Source organism: Novosphingobium sp. ST904 (genome assembly GCF_001298105.1).
Lineage (GTDB): Bacteria > Pseudomonadota > Alphaproteobacteria > Sphingomonadales > Sphingomonadaceae > Novosphingobium.
The window spans coordinates 134,406-151,316 of sequence record NZ_LGJH01000162.1 but is presented as its reverse complement, the minus strand read 5'-3'; the positions used below and the strand labels follow the sequence as shown (position 1 = coordinate 151,316).

Genomic DNA, 16,911 nt, shown 5'->3' with positions numbered 1-16,911 from the left:
GGCTTCGCATGAATGTCGCAGTAGGAGATTGGTCCTTGGCCAGCAACTTGGAAGGGCACTCCCTCGCGATCGAGGCGAAAGGGCTCGTAAAGCGCTTCGATGGTTTCGCCGCGGTCGACGGTGTCGACCTTCAGGTGCCTGTAGGTGCCGTTTACGGCATTCTAGGTCCCAATGGGGCGGGCAAGACCACGACCCTGCGAATGCTGCTGGGAATCATCGATCCGGATGCCGGAATGCGCAGAATTCTGGGCTCCGAGCGTCCCCATGACATGGCCCATGCGATTGGCTACCTGCCCGAGGAGCGCGGGCTCTACCCGGCGATGAAGGCCACCGAAGCGATTGCCTTTCTCGGCGCCCTGCGAGGCCTGCCGCTCGGGGAAGGGCGCAGGCGCGCGCACGAACTGCTTGAACAACATGGCCTCGGCTATGCAGCGGACCGGCAAATTCGTCAGCTTTCCAAGGGGATGGCGCAGCAGGTGCAAATCCTCGGAACACTCGTGCACCAGCCCCGCCTCGTCATCTTCGACGAACCATTCTCCGGTCTCGACGCGCTCAACCAGGGCAAGCTGGAGCGGATGATCCGCCAACTCGCGGAAGGCGGGACGACAGTGATCTTCTCCACTCACGTCATCGCCCATGCCGAGCGTCTTTGCGACGAAGTGGCTATCATCGCTGGCGGAAAAGTGCCGTTTGCAGGCCCGGTTGACGTCGCCCGCGACCGGATTCCCCAGCAGGTCCGCCTTGAAACGCGGGAACAGGACGGCCCATGGCGCACGGCCCTGCCGGAGGATGCGCGGCGCGAAGGCCGTCTCTGGAGTTTCTCGCTGCCGGAAGGCGGCGCCGAACCGCTCCTGCGTGCCCTGGTCGAAGGCAACGCCGGCATCCTTTCGCTCTCGATCGAACGTGCCGGATTGCATGACGCTTTCGTAGCCATCGCCGGGGAGGCTGCCGCCAAGGCTCTCGATGCGGGTTTGGAGCAGGAGGGGGCGCAGCGATGAGCAAGGATTTTCGCATGGGCCGTCTTTCGGTCCTTGCCGCAGCCTGGGTCGTTGCCCGGCGAGACTTCACGGCAATCCTTTTCAGCCGCAGTTTCTTCTTCTTTCTGCTGGGGCCTCTGTTCCCGGTCATCATTGCGGTATTGGCCGGGAGCCTTGGTTCGAGGGTGGACCAGAGCCAGGAACGCCCGGTCCTTGGCGTGGCGATGCAGGCGGACGATGCCAGGGCCGTGGAGCGCGCGCGCAGGGAACTGGGGCCTTCGCTCGATGACGCGCTTCCCAGGATCAAGCTTGTCCGCAGTCTGGCGCAAGGCGAGACTTACGATGCCGCGCAGGCGCTCGTCTCCCGGCGGGAGAATGTCGCCGCCATCGTGTCGGGTTCGCTGGACAAGCCGGTTCTGACCGGTCCGGCGGGACTGATCGAGGCCTGGCGCGGTCCGGTCTCGATGCTGTCGGAACAGGCGCGTTCGGGGCGTAGGCTTGCTTATCCGGTCGTCGCGCTCAAGCCTGTCGCCAGCAGCAGCGCGACAGAGCGGCAGGGACGTTTCGCCACCGCGCAAGGCGCGCAGACGCTGCTGTTCCTCCTGACGATGATGCTGGCGGGCATGGTCCTGTCCAACCTTGTCGAGGAAAAGGGCAACAAGATCATCGAGGTTCTGGCGGCCGCGATCCCGATGGATGCGGTGTTCCTCGGCAAGCTCTTCGCCATGCTCGCGGTTTCGCTGGTGGGGATCGCAACCTGGGCGGCGGCGGGTGGCTTGCTCTACGCTGCGGGTGGTGTTTCGCTGGACCGGATGCCTGAACCGGCGGTCGGCTGGCCGTTACTCGTTTGCCTTGGCGTTATCTACTTCGCCATGGCCTACATGCTGCTGGGGTCGGTGTTCCTGTCGATCGGTTCGATGGCGACGACAGTGCGCGAGGTGCAGACGCTCTCGATGCCGGTGACGATGGCGCAGCTCATGGTGTTCTTCTTCGCGAGCTTCGCCATGACGCAGCCGGGCAGCGCGATCGAGATCGCGGCAGTGCTCTTCCCGTTTAGTTCGCCCTTTGCAATGCTTGCCCGCGGAGCAAGGGATCCCGCGATCCTGCCACATGTCCTGGCGATCGGATGGCAGGCGGCCTGGGTGGTTCTTCTGGTACGCGGAGGCGCGCGCCTGTTTCGATCGCGGGTCATGAAGTCCGGCCCTGCCAGAAGCGCGCCGAAAATCGGCAAGCGCCGCCTGTTCCTGCGAAAGTCGGGCGGCTGACCGAACCTGCCTGTAGTACAAAGAGTGCGTGTGATGAAAATGGTACGGACGGCGGGACTCGAACCCGCACTGGGATACCCAAAGGGATTTTAAGTCCCCTGCGTCTACCATTCCGCCACGTCCGCACGCGTAGAATTGGACGCGATCTGGCAGATCGCGCGCGGTGGGGCAACCGGGGAACCGGATTTATGCCGGTTCCTGCCCCGTTCCGGCGATCACGTCACTCCACGTTGAGGCGTGCGCGCATTTCCTTGCCGGGTTTGAAATAGGGAACCCGCTTTTCCGGAACGTCCACGCTTTCGCCCGTGCGGGGGTTGCGGCCGGTGCGGCCCTGCCGATTCCGCGTGGAGAAGGCGCCGAAGCCGCGCAGTTCGATGCGGCCCCCATCGGCGAGCCGCTGGGCGATCTCGTCGAAAAACGTATCCACGGCGCGTTCGACATCCTCGGCGCGCAACTCGGGATTCTCCTTGGCCAAAGCGAGCAGCAATTCGGATCTGATCATCGCGTGCTTCCCTAAAAATATGCCGTTCGGAAAAATCCCGAGGTCATTGGCGAATCATAATATTTCGCGCGACACGGGTCCGCCAGCCATAGAAAATGCCATTGCGGTTCATTTCGCGCAATGGCTCACCAGAGGTAGTGAAATCCTGCTCAGCCGGACGCCGGTAAGCGGCAATCCACCGGGCAGGGGCCCATTTACACCGCCGATTTGGCCGCTAACTTCCCCGCTTTCAAGCTCTCCGGCTAGCTTTCCGGGCGACAGGACAAAAGAAGGGCGCATGAAGGATATAGCAACCTGGAACGAGGGAGACTGGATTGCCGCGATCGGCGCCATTCTGCTCTTCGCCGTACTCGCCATCGGCGGCGTCATCGCCACCCGCAAGAGCGAGGAATTCGTTGGCCACCCGCGCGGCCTCTTCGTGCTGTTCTACGCCGAGATGTGGGAGCGGTTCTCCTACTACGGCATGCGCGCGCTGCTGATCCTCTACCTGACCAAGTTCTGGCTGTTCAACGATGGCAGCGCGAACCTGATCTACGGCGCCTATACCAGCCTCGTCTACATCACCCCGGTGCTCGGCGGCTATCTGGCAGACCGTTATCTTGGCCAGCGCAAGGCCGTGCTGTTCGGCGGTATCGTGTTGGCTGTCGGTCACCTGTTCATGGCCTATGAGGGCATGCACGGCGTGGCCGATCCGGCGATCAAGCAGGCGGACCCGGCGATCAACGTGTTCTGGCTGGCGCTGGCGCTGATCATCGTCGGTTCGGGCTTCCTCAAGGCGAACATCTCAGTGATCGTCGGGCAGCTCTACAAGATGACCGATTCTCGTCGAGATTCGGCTTACACGATCTTCTACATGGGCGTGAACACCGGCGCTGCGCTGGGTACGATCCTGGTCGGCTACCTCGGCGAGACGATCGGCTGGTCGTGGGGCTTCGGTCTGGCAGGCATCGGCATGCTGCTGGGCCTTCTGATCTTCGTGGCGGGCCGTCCGGCGCTGAAGGGACGAGGCGAGCCGCCCAAGCCGCTGGCGAAGAAGGGTGAACTCACACTCTACGGCATCGGTATCGGCTCGGTTGCGGTGATCTGGTTTCTGATCCAGTATGTCAGCGTGATCCAGTCGCTGCTGGTCGTCTCGGGTATCGCGATGCTCGGCTATACGCTTTACGAAGCGTTCAAGCTGCCGAAGGAGCCGCGTGAGCGTATGTTCGCGATCCTGTTCCTGATCGCGCTGAACCCGATCTTCTGGGGCCTGTTCGAGCAGGCCGGCGGTTCGCTGAGCCTTTATACGGACAAGTTCGTGGACCGCGGCGGGGTGCCGACCAGCCTCTTCCAGTCGATCAACCCGATCTACATCGTGCTGTTCGGCCCGATCTTCGCGGCGCTGTGGCAGTACCTGGGCAAGAAGGGCATTGAGCCCTCGGCACCCGCCAAGTTCGGCCTTGCGCTGATCCAGGTCGGTCTTGGCTTCCTCGTCTTCGTATGGGGCGCAGGCAGCGGCGATCCGGCGGCGATGACCTCGGTGCTGTTCGTATTCCTGATCTACGCGCTGCACACTACCGGCGAACTCTGTCTTTCGCCCGTGGGTCTTTCGGCCATGACCCGCCTTTCGCCGCTGCACCTCGGCAGTTTCATCATGGGGGCATGGTTCTACATGACCGCCGTGGGCAACTTCGTGGCGGGCAAGATCGGTGAAGCCACCGGCGGCGAAAGCGGCGTGATGAACAAGGAAGTCACGCTGGGCATCTATTCCACGATCGGCTGGTCGACGATCGGCGTCGCCGTCGTCGTGCTGGCGCTTTCGCCGCTGGTGAAGCGCTGGATGCACCTCGATACGCTGGAGGATCGCAATATCGACCGCGATCTCGCCGGCCAGAGCGAACTGGGGCTCGAGGCGCAGGAAGCCGGGTACCACCCGGAAACCAAACCTCACTGACATAAAACCGGCCCGGAGAACCCAGAGTTCTTCGCGGATCGCATTTGAACAGGGGAAACTGACATGAGGGTATCGCCGGGATTGCGGCGCTGGTCTTCCACGCTTGTCCTGAGCGCGGGGCTGGCCCTGAGCGCTCAGAGCGTGGATGCCAAGAAGCAGGAAAAGAAAGCGGCCGAGGTCGTCGCGGATCCTTATCCGTCAACTTACAGGTCCTATCCGGGAACGGCTACGGCGCTCGTCGGGGCAACCGTCTATGACGGGCGCGGCGGGCGGATCGACGATGGTGTCGTGCTGTTCCGGGATGGCAAGTTGCAGGCCGTGGGAGGCGCCGACATGGCGATCCCGGACGGCTACACCCGCATCGATGGCACCGGCAAGTTCGTGACTCCCGGCGTGATCGACATCCATTCGCATCTCGGCGTCTATCCCTCGCCCGGCGTCGACGCGCTGGCGGACGGTAACGAGATGACCAGCCCGACGACGCCCGACGTCTGGGCGGAGCACTCGGTCTGGCCGCAGGACCCCGGCTTCACCCGCGCCCTGGCCAACGGCGGCGTTACCAGCCTCCAGATATTGCCAGGCTCCGGCAATCTCATCGGCGGCCGTGCGGTTACCCTGAAGAACGTGCCGAGCATTACCGTGCAGGGCATGAAGTTCCCCGGTGCGCCCTATTCGCTGAAAATGGCCTGCGGCGAAAACCCCAAGCGCGTCTATGGCGAGAAGGGGCAGAAGCCCTCGACCCGCATGGGCAACTTCTCGGTCGACCGTCAGGCGTGGATCGACGCACGCCAGTACATGGACGGCGATCATTCCGAACGCGATCTCGGCAAGGACACGCTGGAAGGCGTGCTCAAGGGCGAAATCCTCGTCCAGAATCACTGCTACCGCGCGGACGAGATGGCGCAGGTGATCGATATGTCCAAGGAAATGGGCTACAAGGTCACGGCGTCCACCACGCGGTGGAAGCCTACAAGATCGCCGATCTCCTTCGCGAGAATGGCATTTGCGTCGCCGTCTGGGCCGATTGGTACGGCTTCAAGATGGAAGCCTACGACGGCATTCCCGAAAACGCCGCGCTGCTCGCCAATGCGGGGACTTGCGTGGTGATTCACTCGGACGACGAGAACGGCATCCAGCGCCTCAACCAAGAAGCCGCCAAGGCCCAGGCCGACGGTCGCCGCATCGGCATCGACATTCCCGATGCCAAGGTCATCGGCTGGTTCACCTACAATGCCGCCAAGACCATGGGCATCGGCGAGAAGACCGGCAGCCTCGAAGCGGGCAAGATGGCCGACGTGGTGTTGTGGAACGGCAACCCGCTCTCGGTCTACTCGCGACCCGAGAAGGTCTGGATCGACGGGGCCCTGATGTTCGATGCCCTGGACGCAAAGCGTCGTCCGGTAAGCGATTTCGAATTGGGACAGCCCGGCGAAGGAGACGTGAAATGAGCCGCCGTGCCATCATCATCGCCGCCCTTGCGGCGGTAGCGCTGCCCGCTGCGGCCTCCGCACAGGATTTCGCGATCACCAATGCCACGGTCGCCACCGGTGACGGCAGCGCGCCGATCGAGCATGGCACCGTGATCGTGCGGGGCGGCAAGGTCGTTGCCGCGGGAGCCGGAGCCGCCGTGCCGGCGGGTATCCGGAGCGTGGACGGAACCGGAAAGTGGGTGACGCCGGGCTTGTTCTCCGCCGTGACCGACCTCGGTCTCTGGGATGTCGAAGCGGTGTCGAACAGCAATGACACGGAAGCGGACAAGTCCCCCTTCAATGCCGCGCTCGATGTTGCGCCGGCGATAAACCCTTCCAGCGAGCATATCGCGATCAGCCGCGAAGGCGGCGTTACGCGCGCCAGCGTGGCCCCCCTTCAACGGGGGCTCGATCTTTGCGGGACAGGGCGCGCTGATCGGCCTCGGAACCGGTCCCGATACGGTCAACGCATCCCGGGCTTTCCAGTTCGTGGAGCTGGGGGAAGCCGGAGCCCGGCTGGCCGGTGGTAGCCGCGTGGCAGCGCATGTCGCGCTGCGCAACGCCTTGCGTGAGGCGCGCGAAGTGGTTGCCGCACCCAATGCCGGGCGTAGCAGCGATGCGCTGCTCACCCGTGCCGATGCGGTAGCGCTTGCACCGGTACTGGACGGCCGCCAGCCGCTCTATGTCGGGGTCGAACGTGCGGCAGACATCCGCAGCGTGCTGGCGCTCAAGACCGAGTTTCCCAAGCTGAACCTCGTGCTCGTGGGGGCCACGGAAGGCTGGCTCGTGGCCGGTGCCATCGCGGCCGCAAAGGTGCCGGTGATCACCATGCCGCTGCGGGATCTTCCGGCCAGCTTCGAAAGTCTCGCGGCGACCCAGTCGAACGTCGGCCGGATGAAAAAGGCGGGCGTCAAGGTTGCCATCGGCATGTTCGCGGGCAGCAATCAGCCACGCTATGCGCCGCAGCAGGCCGGAAACCTCGTGGCTCTGAACAAGCTGCCGGGCGCGGTGGGATTGACCTGGGGTGAGGCGCTGGCCGCCATTACCTCCATTCCTGCCGAAATCAGCGGTATGGGCGGCAAGGAAGGCGTTCTGGCACCGGGCGCGGCCGGGGATGTCGTCATCTGGGACGGCGACCCGCTGGAACTCTCCTCGGCACCGGTCGAAGTCTATATCGATGGCGTAAAGCAGCCGCTCGATAATCATCAGAGCCGTCTGAAGCAGCGGTACAAGAGCCTGGATCGGACGTACCTGCCGAAGGCCTACGATTGGTGAAGTAAATCCGAAGGTCTGGGGGAGAGCCCCAGACCTTCGGAATATCGTCTCTGCACAGGCCGCTTCGTCGCGAGCGCCTTGCAGGACAGGGGGCACGGCCCTTGGTCCTAGGTTTACGACCTAGATATCCTGGCCCTTCAGCCATCCGACGATGGCGTTTGCGTGGGCCGGGCGAACTGGATTTGGTGGCCGCCCTGCTCGAAGCGGATGAATCTGGCGTGGGGCGCGGCCTGTGCGAGCGCTTCGCCTTGAGCCAGAGGGATCACCCGGTCGTCGGCGGCGTGGAGGACAAGGATCGGGGCCTTGACCCGGGCAATCGCCGTGCGACTGTCGAAGCGGTCCAGCATCAGTCGGCGCACCGGAGCCCAGGGAACTGCTGCGGCCGCGACATCCGGCAGGCTGGTGAAGGGCGATATCAGCACCAGCGCCGCAGGAGAGTGCTTCGTGGCCAGTTCCGCCGCGACGCCCGTTCCCAGTGAAGCGCCCATCAGCACGATCCGGTTGGCGGCAATGCCTCTGCGGTTTGCAAAGTCCAGCGCCGCTTCCGCGTCCAGCGCGAGCCCCTCTTCGGTCGGTTTGCCCGGATTGTCCGCATAGCCGCGATAGTCGGCAAGAAGCACACCGTAGCCGGCTTTCACAAGGCCTTCGGTGACGGCGGCAGCGCCGGGGAGACTGTCGCCGTTGCCATGGAAGAACAGCACGGTGTGGCGGCCCGACTTTGCAGGGCGCCAGGCGGCGGTGAGGGCGAGGCCGTCAGCCGTGTGGAGCGTGACTTTCTCGAAACCCGAGGGAATTGATGCCGGTCCGCGCGGTGCGGGATAGATGATCGCGTGCTGCCCCAGGTAAAGCGCGAGAACGACCGCGAGATAGAGGCCGGACACGGCAACCGCACCGACCAGCAGGGGAACCTTCACCGGCCTGTTCCAGCGGGCGTGAATGACCTTCGGGCGACCGCCGCGTCAGGCCCGTGCTTCGTTCACGCCGGCGCTGTTGTGGCGCAGGGCCTTGAGTACGGTATCGACGATCTGCGGTGCATTGAGGCCAGCTTCGTCGTACTGGGTCTCGGGCTTGTCCTGATCCTGGAAGATATCCGGCAGGCGCATGGTGCGGATCTTGAGCCCGGCGTCGGTCAGGCCTTCGTCGCTCGCCATGGTGAGAACATGTGCGCCAAGGCCACCGATGGCGCCCTCCTCGACGGTGATGACGACCTCATGGCTCACCATGAGCTTGCGGATCAGATCGGTGTCGAGCGGCTTGGCGAAACGCAAGTCGGCAACGGTGGTCGACAGTCCCTTGGTTTCCAGCACGTCTGCAGCCTTGAGCGCTTCGCCGAGGCGGGTGCCAAGCGAGAGCAGGGCTACCTTGGTGCCTTCGCGGACGATACGGCCCTTGCCGATTTCGAGAAGCTGCGGCGTTTCCGGCAAGTCCACGCCCACGCCGTTGCCGCGTGGATAGCGGAAGGCGATTGGGCCGGCGTCGTACTGTGCGGCGGTGTGGACCATGTGGACCAGTTCCGCTTCGTCGGCAGCGGCCATGACCACCATGTTCGGCAGTGTGGCAAGGTAGGTCACGTCGAACGAGCCGGCATGAGTTGCACCGTCGGCGCCGACGAGGCCGGCGCGGTCGATCGCGAAGCGCACGGGCAGGTTCTGGATCGCGACGTCATGGACGACCTGATCGAAGGCGCGCTGGAGGAAGGTCGAGTAGATCGCGCAGAACGGGCGCATGCCCTGAGCCGCGAGGCCCGCCGCGAAAGTGACCGCATGTTGTTCGGCAATGCCGACGTCGAAGCTGCGATTCGGGAATTTCTGCTCGAACTTGTCGAGCCCCGTGCCCGAGGGCATGGCAGCGGTAATCGCGCAGATGCGGTTGTCCTTTTCCGCCTCGGCGACCAGTGCCTTGGCGAAGACGCCCGTATAGCTCGGCGGGCCGGCAGGAGCCTTGGCCTGTTCGCCGTGACGACGTTGAACTTCTGCACGCCGTGGTACTTGTCAGCCGCTTCCTCGGCGGGGGCGTAGCCCTTGCCCTTCTGGGTCACGACATGGACGAGGATCGGGCCTTCGGCGGCATCCCGCACGTTTTCCAGCACGGGGACCAATGCGTCGAGGTCGTGGCCGTCGATCGGGCCGACGTAATAGAAGCCCAGTTCTTCGAACAGGGTGCCGCCCATGGCCATGCCGCGCGCGAACTCGTCCGTCTTGCGGGCGGCGGCGTGGAGGGGGCGGGCAGGCGGCGTGCGAACTTGCGGGCGAGATCGCGCAGGCCGAGGAATCGGCCCGAAGAGACGAGGCGCGCAAGATAGGCGGAAAGCCCGCCGACCGGCGGCGCGATCGACATGTCGTTGTCGTTGAGGACAACGATCAGTCGGTTTCCAGCTTCTGCGGCGTTGTTCATCGCCTCATAGGCCATGCCCGCGCTCATCGCGCCGTCACCGATAACGGCGATGCCCCGGCCGGGCGTCCCCTTAATCTTGTTGGCGACCGCAAAACCGAGCGCGGCTGAGATCGAGGTGGAACTGTGAGCCGTGCCGAACGGGTCGTATTCGCTTTCCGAACGCTTGGTGAAACCGGAAAGCCCGCCGCCCTGGCGCAGTGTACGAATGCGGTCGCGGCGGCCGGTCAGGATCTTGTGCGGGTAGGCCTGGTGGCCCACGTCCCAGATCAGCCGGTCGGTCGGCGTGTCGAACACGTAGTGGATCGCCACGGTCAGCTCTACCACGCCAAGGCCGGAGCCGAGGTGTCCGCCGGTCTGTCCGACGGCTGAGATCATCTCGGTGCGAAGTTCGTCGGCCAGCTGTCTCAGGTCCGCAGGCTTGAGCTTGCGAAGATCGTCAGGCGTATCGACGGTATCGAGGAGCGGCGTTGCCGGGTTGGCTGTCATGGTCTGCTTGTACACTTTACGTGTTCTGGTGTCGAATTAAGCGACCGGCAATATGCCGGTAGCACCCGAAATGACAGGAAAAACGTGGGAGCAGTCCATATGTTGCGACTTTCCGAAGCATCGCCAGTGGCCTTCGTGATGACCCGCGACCGGGCAAGCGCCCGAGTCTTCTATGAAAACGTGCTGGAACTGCGCGTTATCGCGGAAGACGAATTCGCGCTTGCTTTCGCCTTGGCTGGCGGCGGGGCGATGCGGCTGACCAGTCATGCCGGCCATGTACCGACGCAGCATACGGTGCTGGGATGGACGGTGTCCGACATTCGCACGGCGGTCGGCTCCTTGCGGGGAAGGGGTGTGGAATTCAACGTCTATGAAGGCTTCGGGCAGGACGCCGACGGCATCTGGACAGCGCCGGACGGAACAGCACTGGTGGCGTGGTTCTCCGATCCTGACGGGAATATCCTCAGCTTAACCGAATTTCGGTAAGGCTTTCAGCTGCAGGCCGCGCAGGTGCCGCGCAGTTCGACAACCGGGCGCACGCCCGCAAAGCCGGCCTGCTTCGCCGCCGCGATAAGCGCGCCGGTCAGCTTGTCATCGTCGATGTGAACGGCCTGACCGCAGACATCGCAGATCAGGAAGATGCAGTCATGCTGGCAGCCGGGGTGGCTGTTGGCCAGATAGGCGTTGGCACTTTCCACGCGGCGGGCAAGGTTGGTGCGCACGAAAAGATCGAGAATGCGGTAAACGCTGTTCGGCGCCACACGCTTGCCGCGCAGGGCGGATACGCTCTCCGCCAGATCGTAGGCGGAGGCGGGGCGTTCACGTTCCGCCAGTGCGCCGAAGACGTCCGCACGCATCTCGGTCCACTGCTCGCCCGATTCGATGAGAGCCGCGCGGGCAGCCTCGATCAGGTTGTCGCCCGAGTGTTCGTGATGATGATGCGCATTAGCCATGCGCCCCATATGGGCACTGGCCTTGCCGCGTGCAATTGAAAGGTGCCGGTAGGGCGCCCGGCCCGTGCGATCAGCGTGCGGGCGCTGCGGCTTCGGCCGGAGGCACGATCCCGCTGGTCAGCGAATGTCCGCCAATCCCCATCACGCCGAGCACCAGCAGCGCACCACCGGCAAAGCCGAGAGCGAAGAAGCGGTAAAAGTCGGCCTTGAAGAGTCCCATGACGAAAATCAGCTCATATGGTTGTGGTACGATTGCGTGGCGCTCACTTGGCGCGAATCGCCTTGACGTCCAGTGAATGGCGACGAACCGCGACCCATTCTGCGATGAGTTGTGATCCTGCCGCGACGAAGGGCGGGAACCGTCACAATTCGGTCAATGTCCGGGTGTGGTACCTGAGCGCGCTGCGCCGCGCAGTTTCCTACAGGCAGGCAAGGAAGGCGAGGGTAACCTCCTCGCCTTCCTGCCGTTTCGGTCCCTCAGTGCTTGAAGTGGCGCATGCCGGTGAAGACCATCGCCAGACCCGCTTCGTCAGCCGCGGCAATGACTTCGTCATCGCGGATCGAGCCGCCCGGCTGGATCACGGCGGTGGCGCCCGCCTCGGCAGCGGCCAGCAATCCGTCCGCGAAGGGGAAGAAGGCGTCCGACGCCACAGCCGAACCCGCCGTGCGTGCCTGGGCCCAGCCGAACTTCTCGGCGGCTTCCGCGGCCTTCATCGCGGCGATGCGCGAGGAATCGCGGCGGTTCATCTGGCCTGCACCGATGCCGGCGGTGATGCCGTCCTTGGCATAGACGATCGCGTTGGACTTGACGTGACGGGCCACGGTCCAGGCGAACAGGCAGTCCTTCAGTTCCTGCTCGGTCGGCGCGCGCTTGGTCACGACCTTGAGATCGTCGAGGCCAATGGCTCCGTTGTCGCGGTTCTGCACCAGCAGGCCGCCGGTCATCTGACGCACGAGCAGGCCGGCGCGGCGCGGATCGGGCAGTTCGCCGGTGAGCAGCAGGCGCAGGTTCTTCTTCTTGGCGAAGAAGGCGCGGGCTTCCTCGTCGGCGTCAGGTGCGACGACGACTTCGGTGAAGATTTGGCAGATCGCTTCCGCCGTGGCGCCGTCGAGCGTGGTGTTCACCGCAACGATGCCACCGAAGGCCGAAACGTCGTCGCAGGCCAGCGCACCCTGCCAGGCATCGAGCAGGGTTTCGCCCTGAGCGACGCCGCAGGGGTTGGCATGCTTGACGATGACCACGGCGGGCTGCTGGCCCTTGAACTCGGCAGCCAGCTCGAAGGCGGCGTCGGCATCGTTGTAGTTGTTGTAGGACAGTTCCTTGCCCTGCACCTGCTCGCTCTGGGCCAGACCCTTGGTGAAAGGACCGACCGGGGTGTAGAGCGCGGCCTTCTGGTGCGGATTCTCGCCGTAGCGCAGTTCGGTCGAAAGACGGCCGTTGACGCTGATCATCTCGGGGAACTCAAGGCCCTGGTCGGCGAAGGCGAACCACTGAGAGATCATCGAATCGTAAGCGCGGTCTGCGCGAAGGCGCGCGCCGCCAGCAGTTTGCGGAAGGCCAGCGTGGTGCCGCCATCGGTGGTCTCCAACTCGGAGAGCAGGCCGGCATAGTCCTTGGGATCGGTGACGATGGCGACGAAAGCATGGTTCTTCGCAGCGGAGCGGACCATCGATGGGCCGCCGATGTCGATGTTCTCGATCACTTCGTCACGGTCGGCACCCTTGGCCACGGTCGCTTCGAAGGGGTAGAGATTGACGATCACGAGGTCGATCGCGCCGATCTCGTGATGGCCATGGCCTTGGCGTGTTCCGGGTTGTCGCGCACGGCCAGCAGGCCGCCGTGGACCTTGGGGTGCAGCGTCTTGACGCGGCCGTCCATCATTTCGGGGAAATTGGTGAGATCCGAAATGTCCTTCACCTCGAGCCCGGCATCGCGCAGCGCCTTGGCGGTGCCGCCGGTCGAAACCAGCTCCACGCCGCGCGCGGCAAGCGCCTTGCCGAGGTCGGCGAGGCCGGCCTTGTCGGAAACCGAAAGCAGTGCGCGGCGGATCGGGACGATATCGGTCATTGAAGGGCCTCTCGCGAATGGGGCGGGCAAAGGATTTGCGCGCCCTCTAGGTCGGCAGAGCCGAGCCTGCAAGGTGGCTAAGGCACAACCCGTGGCGTGCCATGGACAAAATCACCCCATTTTCTTGAGAAGCCACCCGAAATTCCCGCCGCCGCGGGAAACCATGCCCTGAATCACGAGCTGCTGCGTTGCCTGCGGGCGGCCCTGGCCGTCGACCCATAGCGAATCCTCGACGGTGACTTCGCCGGCGGCGCTGCGGAATTGCCAGTAGCTGCCGTCAGGCAAGGCGAGGCCAGCTCCCTGTCCGTCCGCCGTCAGCCCCACTTCTACTCGTGAGCCCAGATGGAAGCGGATCGCGAAGCCGACCTTGCCGCGCTTGCCCTTGCGATTGGCGGGCAGGAGCAGATCTTCGCCGCGCAGTTCGGTGCCGTCGTCACGCAGGATCAGGATGCGGCGGTGAGTGAGGCCGTAGCGAGCCTCGTAGCCATTGTGGCTGGCCTCGAGGCGGGTGGCGTTGCCGCCGTTTTCTTGCACGAGCGTCTTGCGGTCGACATCGACCTCGCTGACACCCGATCCGATCGCGCCGTTGATGAGCACGGCCGTGGAATTGGCGTCGTCCAAAGTGAGCGTGGAATGCGCCGCAGTCGCACGGAGGCCTTGTTCGAGCCGGACCGGCACCAGTCCGCCGCCACTGGCGGAACCCCCGCAATTCACGATCAGGCGGTGCCCGCCGTGAGACATTTCGAAAGCCAGGGTCGAGGCGCAGCCGTGGCGGGCGTGTGCGGGCAACGGTGGCGGCGCGGTGTCAAACTGGAGGATGGACTTGTGGGCGAGCACGCGTTGATAGCCCCACTGCCTCACGTCGCGCAGCGGACGGGTCCGGACGCCGGTGGCGCGAACGAGGGCGTTCACGTCATCCCCGTCGACAGCCCAGCCGCCCTGCCAGGAGCCCAGCGATCCATCGCCATGAGTCAGGGCCAGCAGCGGGGGGATCAGCATTTCGATGACGCGCTCGACCGCCTTGGGCGCGTCCCGGCGGGTTGCGTGATAGCAGTTGCGCAGGCGGACGAGCAGCGCGATGGCTTCCATTTGCGCAACCGGGCTGCGGGAAAGCACGCCGCCGTCGTCGCCCATCAGTTCGCCGAGCGACTTGACCAGCCCGGCTTCGCCATAGAGCCGGCGCGGCCGTCCATCGGGCAGGAGCAGCCCCGCCGCGACGATGGCGGACCAGCCTGCCACTTCGGCAAGGCCGTCCTCTGCATTGTGGACGTGGCGATCGAGCCAGCGCGCGGTATCCGAGATATGCGCCAGCGTGCGGTTGCGCAGGGCCTTTTCGCCCGAAAGAATCAGTGGCGCGTGCGCCAGCCAGTTCATCAGGCGGGCGCCGGTATTGCCGACGGCCCAGGCGGGGCCCTTGCCGGGTTTGCCGGGGGGCTTGGGGTTGGCCTGGAGCCAGGCGGTAAGGATGCGCTCGGCTACGGCCGTGCCTTGCTCACGGGGGGCGCAGGCTTCAAGGTCGGTGAGCCAGGAAAAGCTGTGAACCACGCGTTCGAGCGGCGGGGTGACGCGGGCGGCACCGGCATAGTCGACTTGCGCGATCGGTGTCTTGGCGCCGTGAATCAGGAAGTGACCGGCGCGCAGTGCGGTGCCCGCGGCGACATGGCCGGGAAGCGTATTGTTGACGGTGGCGAGGAGGCGGGTGCGTGCCTTCTTGCCCATGGGCGCCGAGAGCATCGAGCCGGGAATGCCGAGTCGGTAGGCAAAACGGATAAGGCGTTCGCCGGGGCCGACGGAGGGGGGCGAGAAGTCGGCAAGCGCGAGAGCGCGGCCACTTTCAATGTGCGCAACTTCGACTTTCGCCTCGCCGCCGACCGTGCGGGGCGACAGGAGATCGGATTCATCGGCTGCGAATGCGGAGATACCGGTGATGTCCGGCTCCTGCCGGTCCAGGGCGGTTGATCCGCTCACATTCTGGTTCAAGACACCCTCCTCGCTCCGGTCCATCCGGGCCTAGCTCCCGCCCATCGGGGAAATGGCCCGAAGTCCCCCCAGGTTCCCGCGCGGGAACCCGGATGGGTGTCTGGGGTCACTGTTTCAGTCCGTCCCCGTCAGGCGAGTCCCTTCAGGGCGCGAATGTTCGCGGCATATTGCGTAGGTCCGCCGCGGAAAGTGGCGAACCGGCGACGAGCACGTCGGCGCCTGCCGAAACGCAAAGCGGTGCGGTCCTGGCATCGACGCCGCCGTCCACCTCGAGGCGAATGTCGCGGCCGGACTTGTCGATCATCTTGCGCACGGCCTCGATCTTGCGAAGCTGGCTGGAGATGAAGCTCTGGCCGCCGAAGCCCGGGTTTACGCTCATGATCAGGACCAGGTCGATGTCGTCGATCAGATAGTCGAGCATCTTGGCGGGCGTCGCGGGATTGAGCGAAATGCCGGCCTTCTTGCCGAGATTGTGGATCGTCTGCACCGTGCGGTGAACGTGCGGTCCGGCCTCGGGATGGACGGTGATGTAGTCGGCACCCGCTTCCGCGAAGGCTTCGAGGTAGCTGTCGACCGGAGAGATCATCAGGTGCACGTCGAACACCTTGGCCGAATGGGGGCGCAGGGCCTTCACCACGGCAGGACCGATGGTGATGTTCGGCACGAAGTGACCATCCATGACATCGACGTGGATCCAGTCCGCGCCGGCTTCGTCGATCGCGCGAACTTCCTCACCCAGGCGGGCGAAGTCGGCGGACAGGATGGAGGGCGAGATCAGCGGCGTGGTCATGGTGGAAAACGGTACTCCTCGATGTGAAGGATAGGCCACCACATCTGGGGGGTACAAGCGCCCCACTGGCCGTTTTCCACACGCCATATGGAGGTCGCCCGTAAATCCACCAGGTGGCGGCGGGTGAGCAGCCGGCCGCACCGGGGAACCGGCACGTGATTGAGCCATTGTGAACTGCCAATTCAGAGTGCATTCACGGCCTCGATGGCAGTGCGGCGCCAGAAAAATCACGCAGTTGCGCGCGCTTCAGCCAGGCCGTGCGTGCTGCGCAGAGCGTTATGGAACCGGAGATGAGTGTGACGTTCCCCAAGGCCCCCTTCCCAATGAACAGGCGTTCGGGCGTGCTGCTGGCCGCGGCCGGTTTGGCCGCCCTGGCGGTATCCGCTCCTGCTGCCGCGCAGTACCGCGACGAAATCCGCAACGACATGAGCCAGTGCCGAGCCGGTGGCGGACCGTCGATCATGGTGACGGTGGATGGCATCAAGTCCTCTCAGGGGAAGCTGAGGGTGCAATCCTACCGGGCGACTTCGGCCGAATGGCTTTCCAAGGGCAAGTGGCTGAAGCGTATCGAGGTTCCGGCAAAGGCGGGATCGATGACGTTCTGCGTGCCGGTTTCCGCTGCGGGATCTTATGGAATCGCGGTCCGCCATGACGTCAATGGCAATGGTTCGACCGATATCAGCACTGATGGCGGCGCCATGTCCAACAATCCGTCGATCAACATCTTCAACCTCGGCAAGCCCAGCTATACCAAGGTCGGCGTGCCGGTGGACGGCAAGGAAGTGAAATCGATCCGCATCCAGATGCGCTACATGTAAC

General features: G+C 64.5%; 10 protein-coding genes, 1 tRNA gene and 5 pseudogenes. 7 read left to right on the top strand and 9 right to left on the bottom strand.

Annotated elements, in window-relative coordinates:
- The first annotated feature begins 8 nt into the window (after window positions 1–8).
- Together ADT71_RS24550 and ADT71_RS24545 are read left to right on the top strand one after the other, a co-directional pair.
- Window positions 9–998 (top strand): ABC transporter ATP-binding protein, encoded by a 990-nt coding sequence (locus tag ADT71_RS24550; protein ID WP_054441138.1) that lies wholly within the window; start codon window positions 9–11, stop codon window positions 996–998.
- Window positions 995–2,242 (top strand): ABC transporter permease, encoded by a 1,248-nt coding sequence (locus ADT71_RS24545; protein ID WP_054441136.1) that lies wholly within the window; start codon window positions 995–997, stop codon window positions 2,240–2,242. Before ADT71_RS24550 ends, ADT71_RS24545 begins: the two co-directional genes overlap by 4 nt.
- Before the next feature lie 40 nt (window positions 2,243–2,282).
- Here ADT71_RS24545 and ADT71_RS24540 read toward each other — a convergent pair.
- Both ADT71_RS24540 and ADT71_RS24535 read right to left on the bottom strand, forming a co-directional pair.
- A tRNA-Leu gene (locus ADT71_RS24540) sits at window positions 2,283–2,367 on the bottom strand.
- A 95-nt stretch (window positions 2,368–2,462) separates the two neighbouring features.
- Complete coding sequence (locus ADT71_RS24535) at window positions 2,463–2,744, bottom strand: integration host factor subunit beta (RefSeq protein WP_054441134.1); 282 nt, start codon at window positions 2,742–2,744, stop codon at window positions 2,463–2,465.
- A gap of 277 nt (window positions 2,745–3,021) precedes the next feature.
- Here ADT71_RS24535 and ADT71_RS24530 point away from each other — a divergent pair, with 277 nt between their 5' ends.
- From ADT71_RS24530 to ADT71_RS24520, 3 genes and pseudogenes are all read left to right on the top strand, one after another.
- A complete protein-coding gene (locus tag ADT71_RS24530) occupies window positions 3,022–4,677 on the top strand; it encodes a peptide MFS transporter (RefSeq protein ID WP_054441132.1) in 1,656 nt (551 codons plus the stop codon).
- A gap of 63 nt (window positions 4,678–4,740) precedes the next feature.
- Window positions 4,741–6,125 (top strand): annotated as a pseudogene (locus ADT71_RS24525) (amidohydrolase).
- Window positions 6,122–7,421 (top strand): annotated as a pseudogene (locus ADT71_RS24520) (amidohydrolase family protein). The pseudogenes ADT71_RS24525 and ADT71_RS24520 overlap by 4 nt, the downstream one beginning before the upstream one ends.
- A gap of 137 nt (window positions 7,422–7,558) precedes the next feature.
- On the opposite strand, the gene ADT71_RS24515 reads toward ADT71_RS24520, so the two are convergent.
- Complete coding sequence (locus ADT71_RS24515; RefSeq protein ID WP_054441130.1) at window positions 7,559–8,335, bottom strand: alpha/beta hydrolase; 777 nt, start codon at window positions 8,333–8,335, stop codon at window positions 7,559–7,561.
- A gap of 45 nt (window positions 8,336–8,380) precedes the next feature.
- Window positions 8,381–10,301: pseudogene (dxs, locus tag ADT71_RS24510) on the bottom strand (1-deoxy-D-xylulose-5-phosphate synthase).
- A gap of 126 nt (window positions 10,302–10,427) precedes the next feature.
- Between dxs and ADT71_RS24505 the strand changes: the two are divergent.
- A complete protein-coding gene (locus ADT71_RS24505) occupies window positions 10,428–10,787 on the top strand; it encodes a VOC family protein (protein ID WP_197283114.1) in 360 nt (119 codons plus the stop codon).
- Window positions 10,788–10,792: 5 nt separating this feature from the next.
- On the opposite strand, the gene ADT71_RS24500 is transcribed toward ADT71_RS24505, so the two are convergent.
- The 5 genes and pseudogenes from ADT71_RS24500 to rpe all read right to left on the bottom strand — a co-directional run bounded on the left by ADT71_RS24500 (window position 10,793) and on the right by rpe (window position 16,092).
- Window positions 10,793–11,254 (bottom strand): Fur family transcriptional regulator, encoded by a 462-nt coding sequence (locus ADT71_RS24500; protein WP_054441163.1) that lies wholly within the window; start codon window positions 11,252–11,254, stop codon window positions 10,793–10,795.
- Between the two features lie 70 nt (window positions 11,255–11,324).
- The gene (locus tag ADT71_RS32400; protein WP_165913263.1) at window positions 11,325–11,474 is read right to left on the bottom strand and encodes a hypothetical protein; all 150 of its coding nucleotides are present in this window, start codon (window positions 11,472–11,474) and stop codon (window positions 11,325–11,327) included.
- A gap of 257 nt (window positions 11,475–11,731) precedes the next feature.
- A pseudogene (gene purH / locus ADT71_RS24495) lies at window positions 11,732–13,322 on the bottom strand (bifunctional phosphoribosylaminoimidazolecarboxamide formyltransferase/IMP cyclohydrolase).
- 111 nt (window positions 13,323–13,433) lie between these two features.
- Complete coding sequence (locus ADT71_RS24490) at window positions 13,434–15,302, bottom strand: heparinase II/III family protein (protein WP_369818334.1); 1,869 nt, start codon at window positions 15,300–15,302, stop codon at window positions 13,434–13,436.
- A gap of 128 nt (window positions 15,303–15,430) precedes the next feature.
- Window positions 15,431–16,092 (bottom strand): annotated as a pseudogene (gene rpe / locus ADT71_RS24485) (ribulose-phosphate 3-epimerase).
- Between the two features lie 323 nt (window positions 16,093–16,415).
- Between rpe and ADT71_RS24480 the strand changes: the two are divergent.
- Window positions 16,416–16,910 carry a DUF2141 domain-containing protein gene (locus ADT71_RS24480; protein WP_054441125.1) on the top strand — a complete coding sequence of 165 codons (495 nt, stop codon included), beginning with the start codon at window positions 16,416–16,418 and terminating at the stop codon, window positions 16,908–16,910.
- Window position 16,911: the final 1 nt, after the last annotated feature.

Coding starts and splice junctions, on each gene's coding strand:
- ADT71_RS24550 (WP_054441138.1), top strand. CDS start 9: ATGAATGTCGCAGTAGGAGATTGGTCCTTGGCCAGCAACTTGGAAGGG.
- ADT71_RS24545 (WP_054441136.1), top strand. CDS start 995: ATGAGCAAGGATTTTCGCATGGGCCGTCTTTCGGTCCTTGCCGCAGCC.
- ADT71_RS24535 (WP_054441134.1), bottom strand. CDS start 2,744: ATGATCAGATCCGAATTGCTGCTCGCTTTGGCCAAGGAGAATCCCGAG.
- ADT71_RS24530 (WP_054441132.1), top strand. CDS start 3,022: ATGAAGGATATAGCAACCTGGAACGAGGGAGACTGGATTGCCGCGATC.
- ADT71_RS24500 (WP_054441163.1), bottom strand. CDS start 11,254: ATGGCTAATGCGCATCATCATCACGAACACTCGGGCGACAACCTGATC.
- ADT71_RS32400 (WP_165913263.1), bottom strand. CDS start 11,474: ATGGGACTCTTCAAGGCCGACTTTTACCGCTTCTTCGCTCTCGGCTTT.
- ADT71_RS24480 (WP_054441125.1), top strand. CDS start 16,416: ATGAACAGGCGTTCGGGCGTGCTGCTGGCCGCGGCCGGTTTGGCCGCC.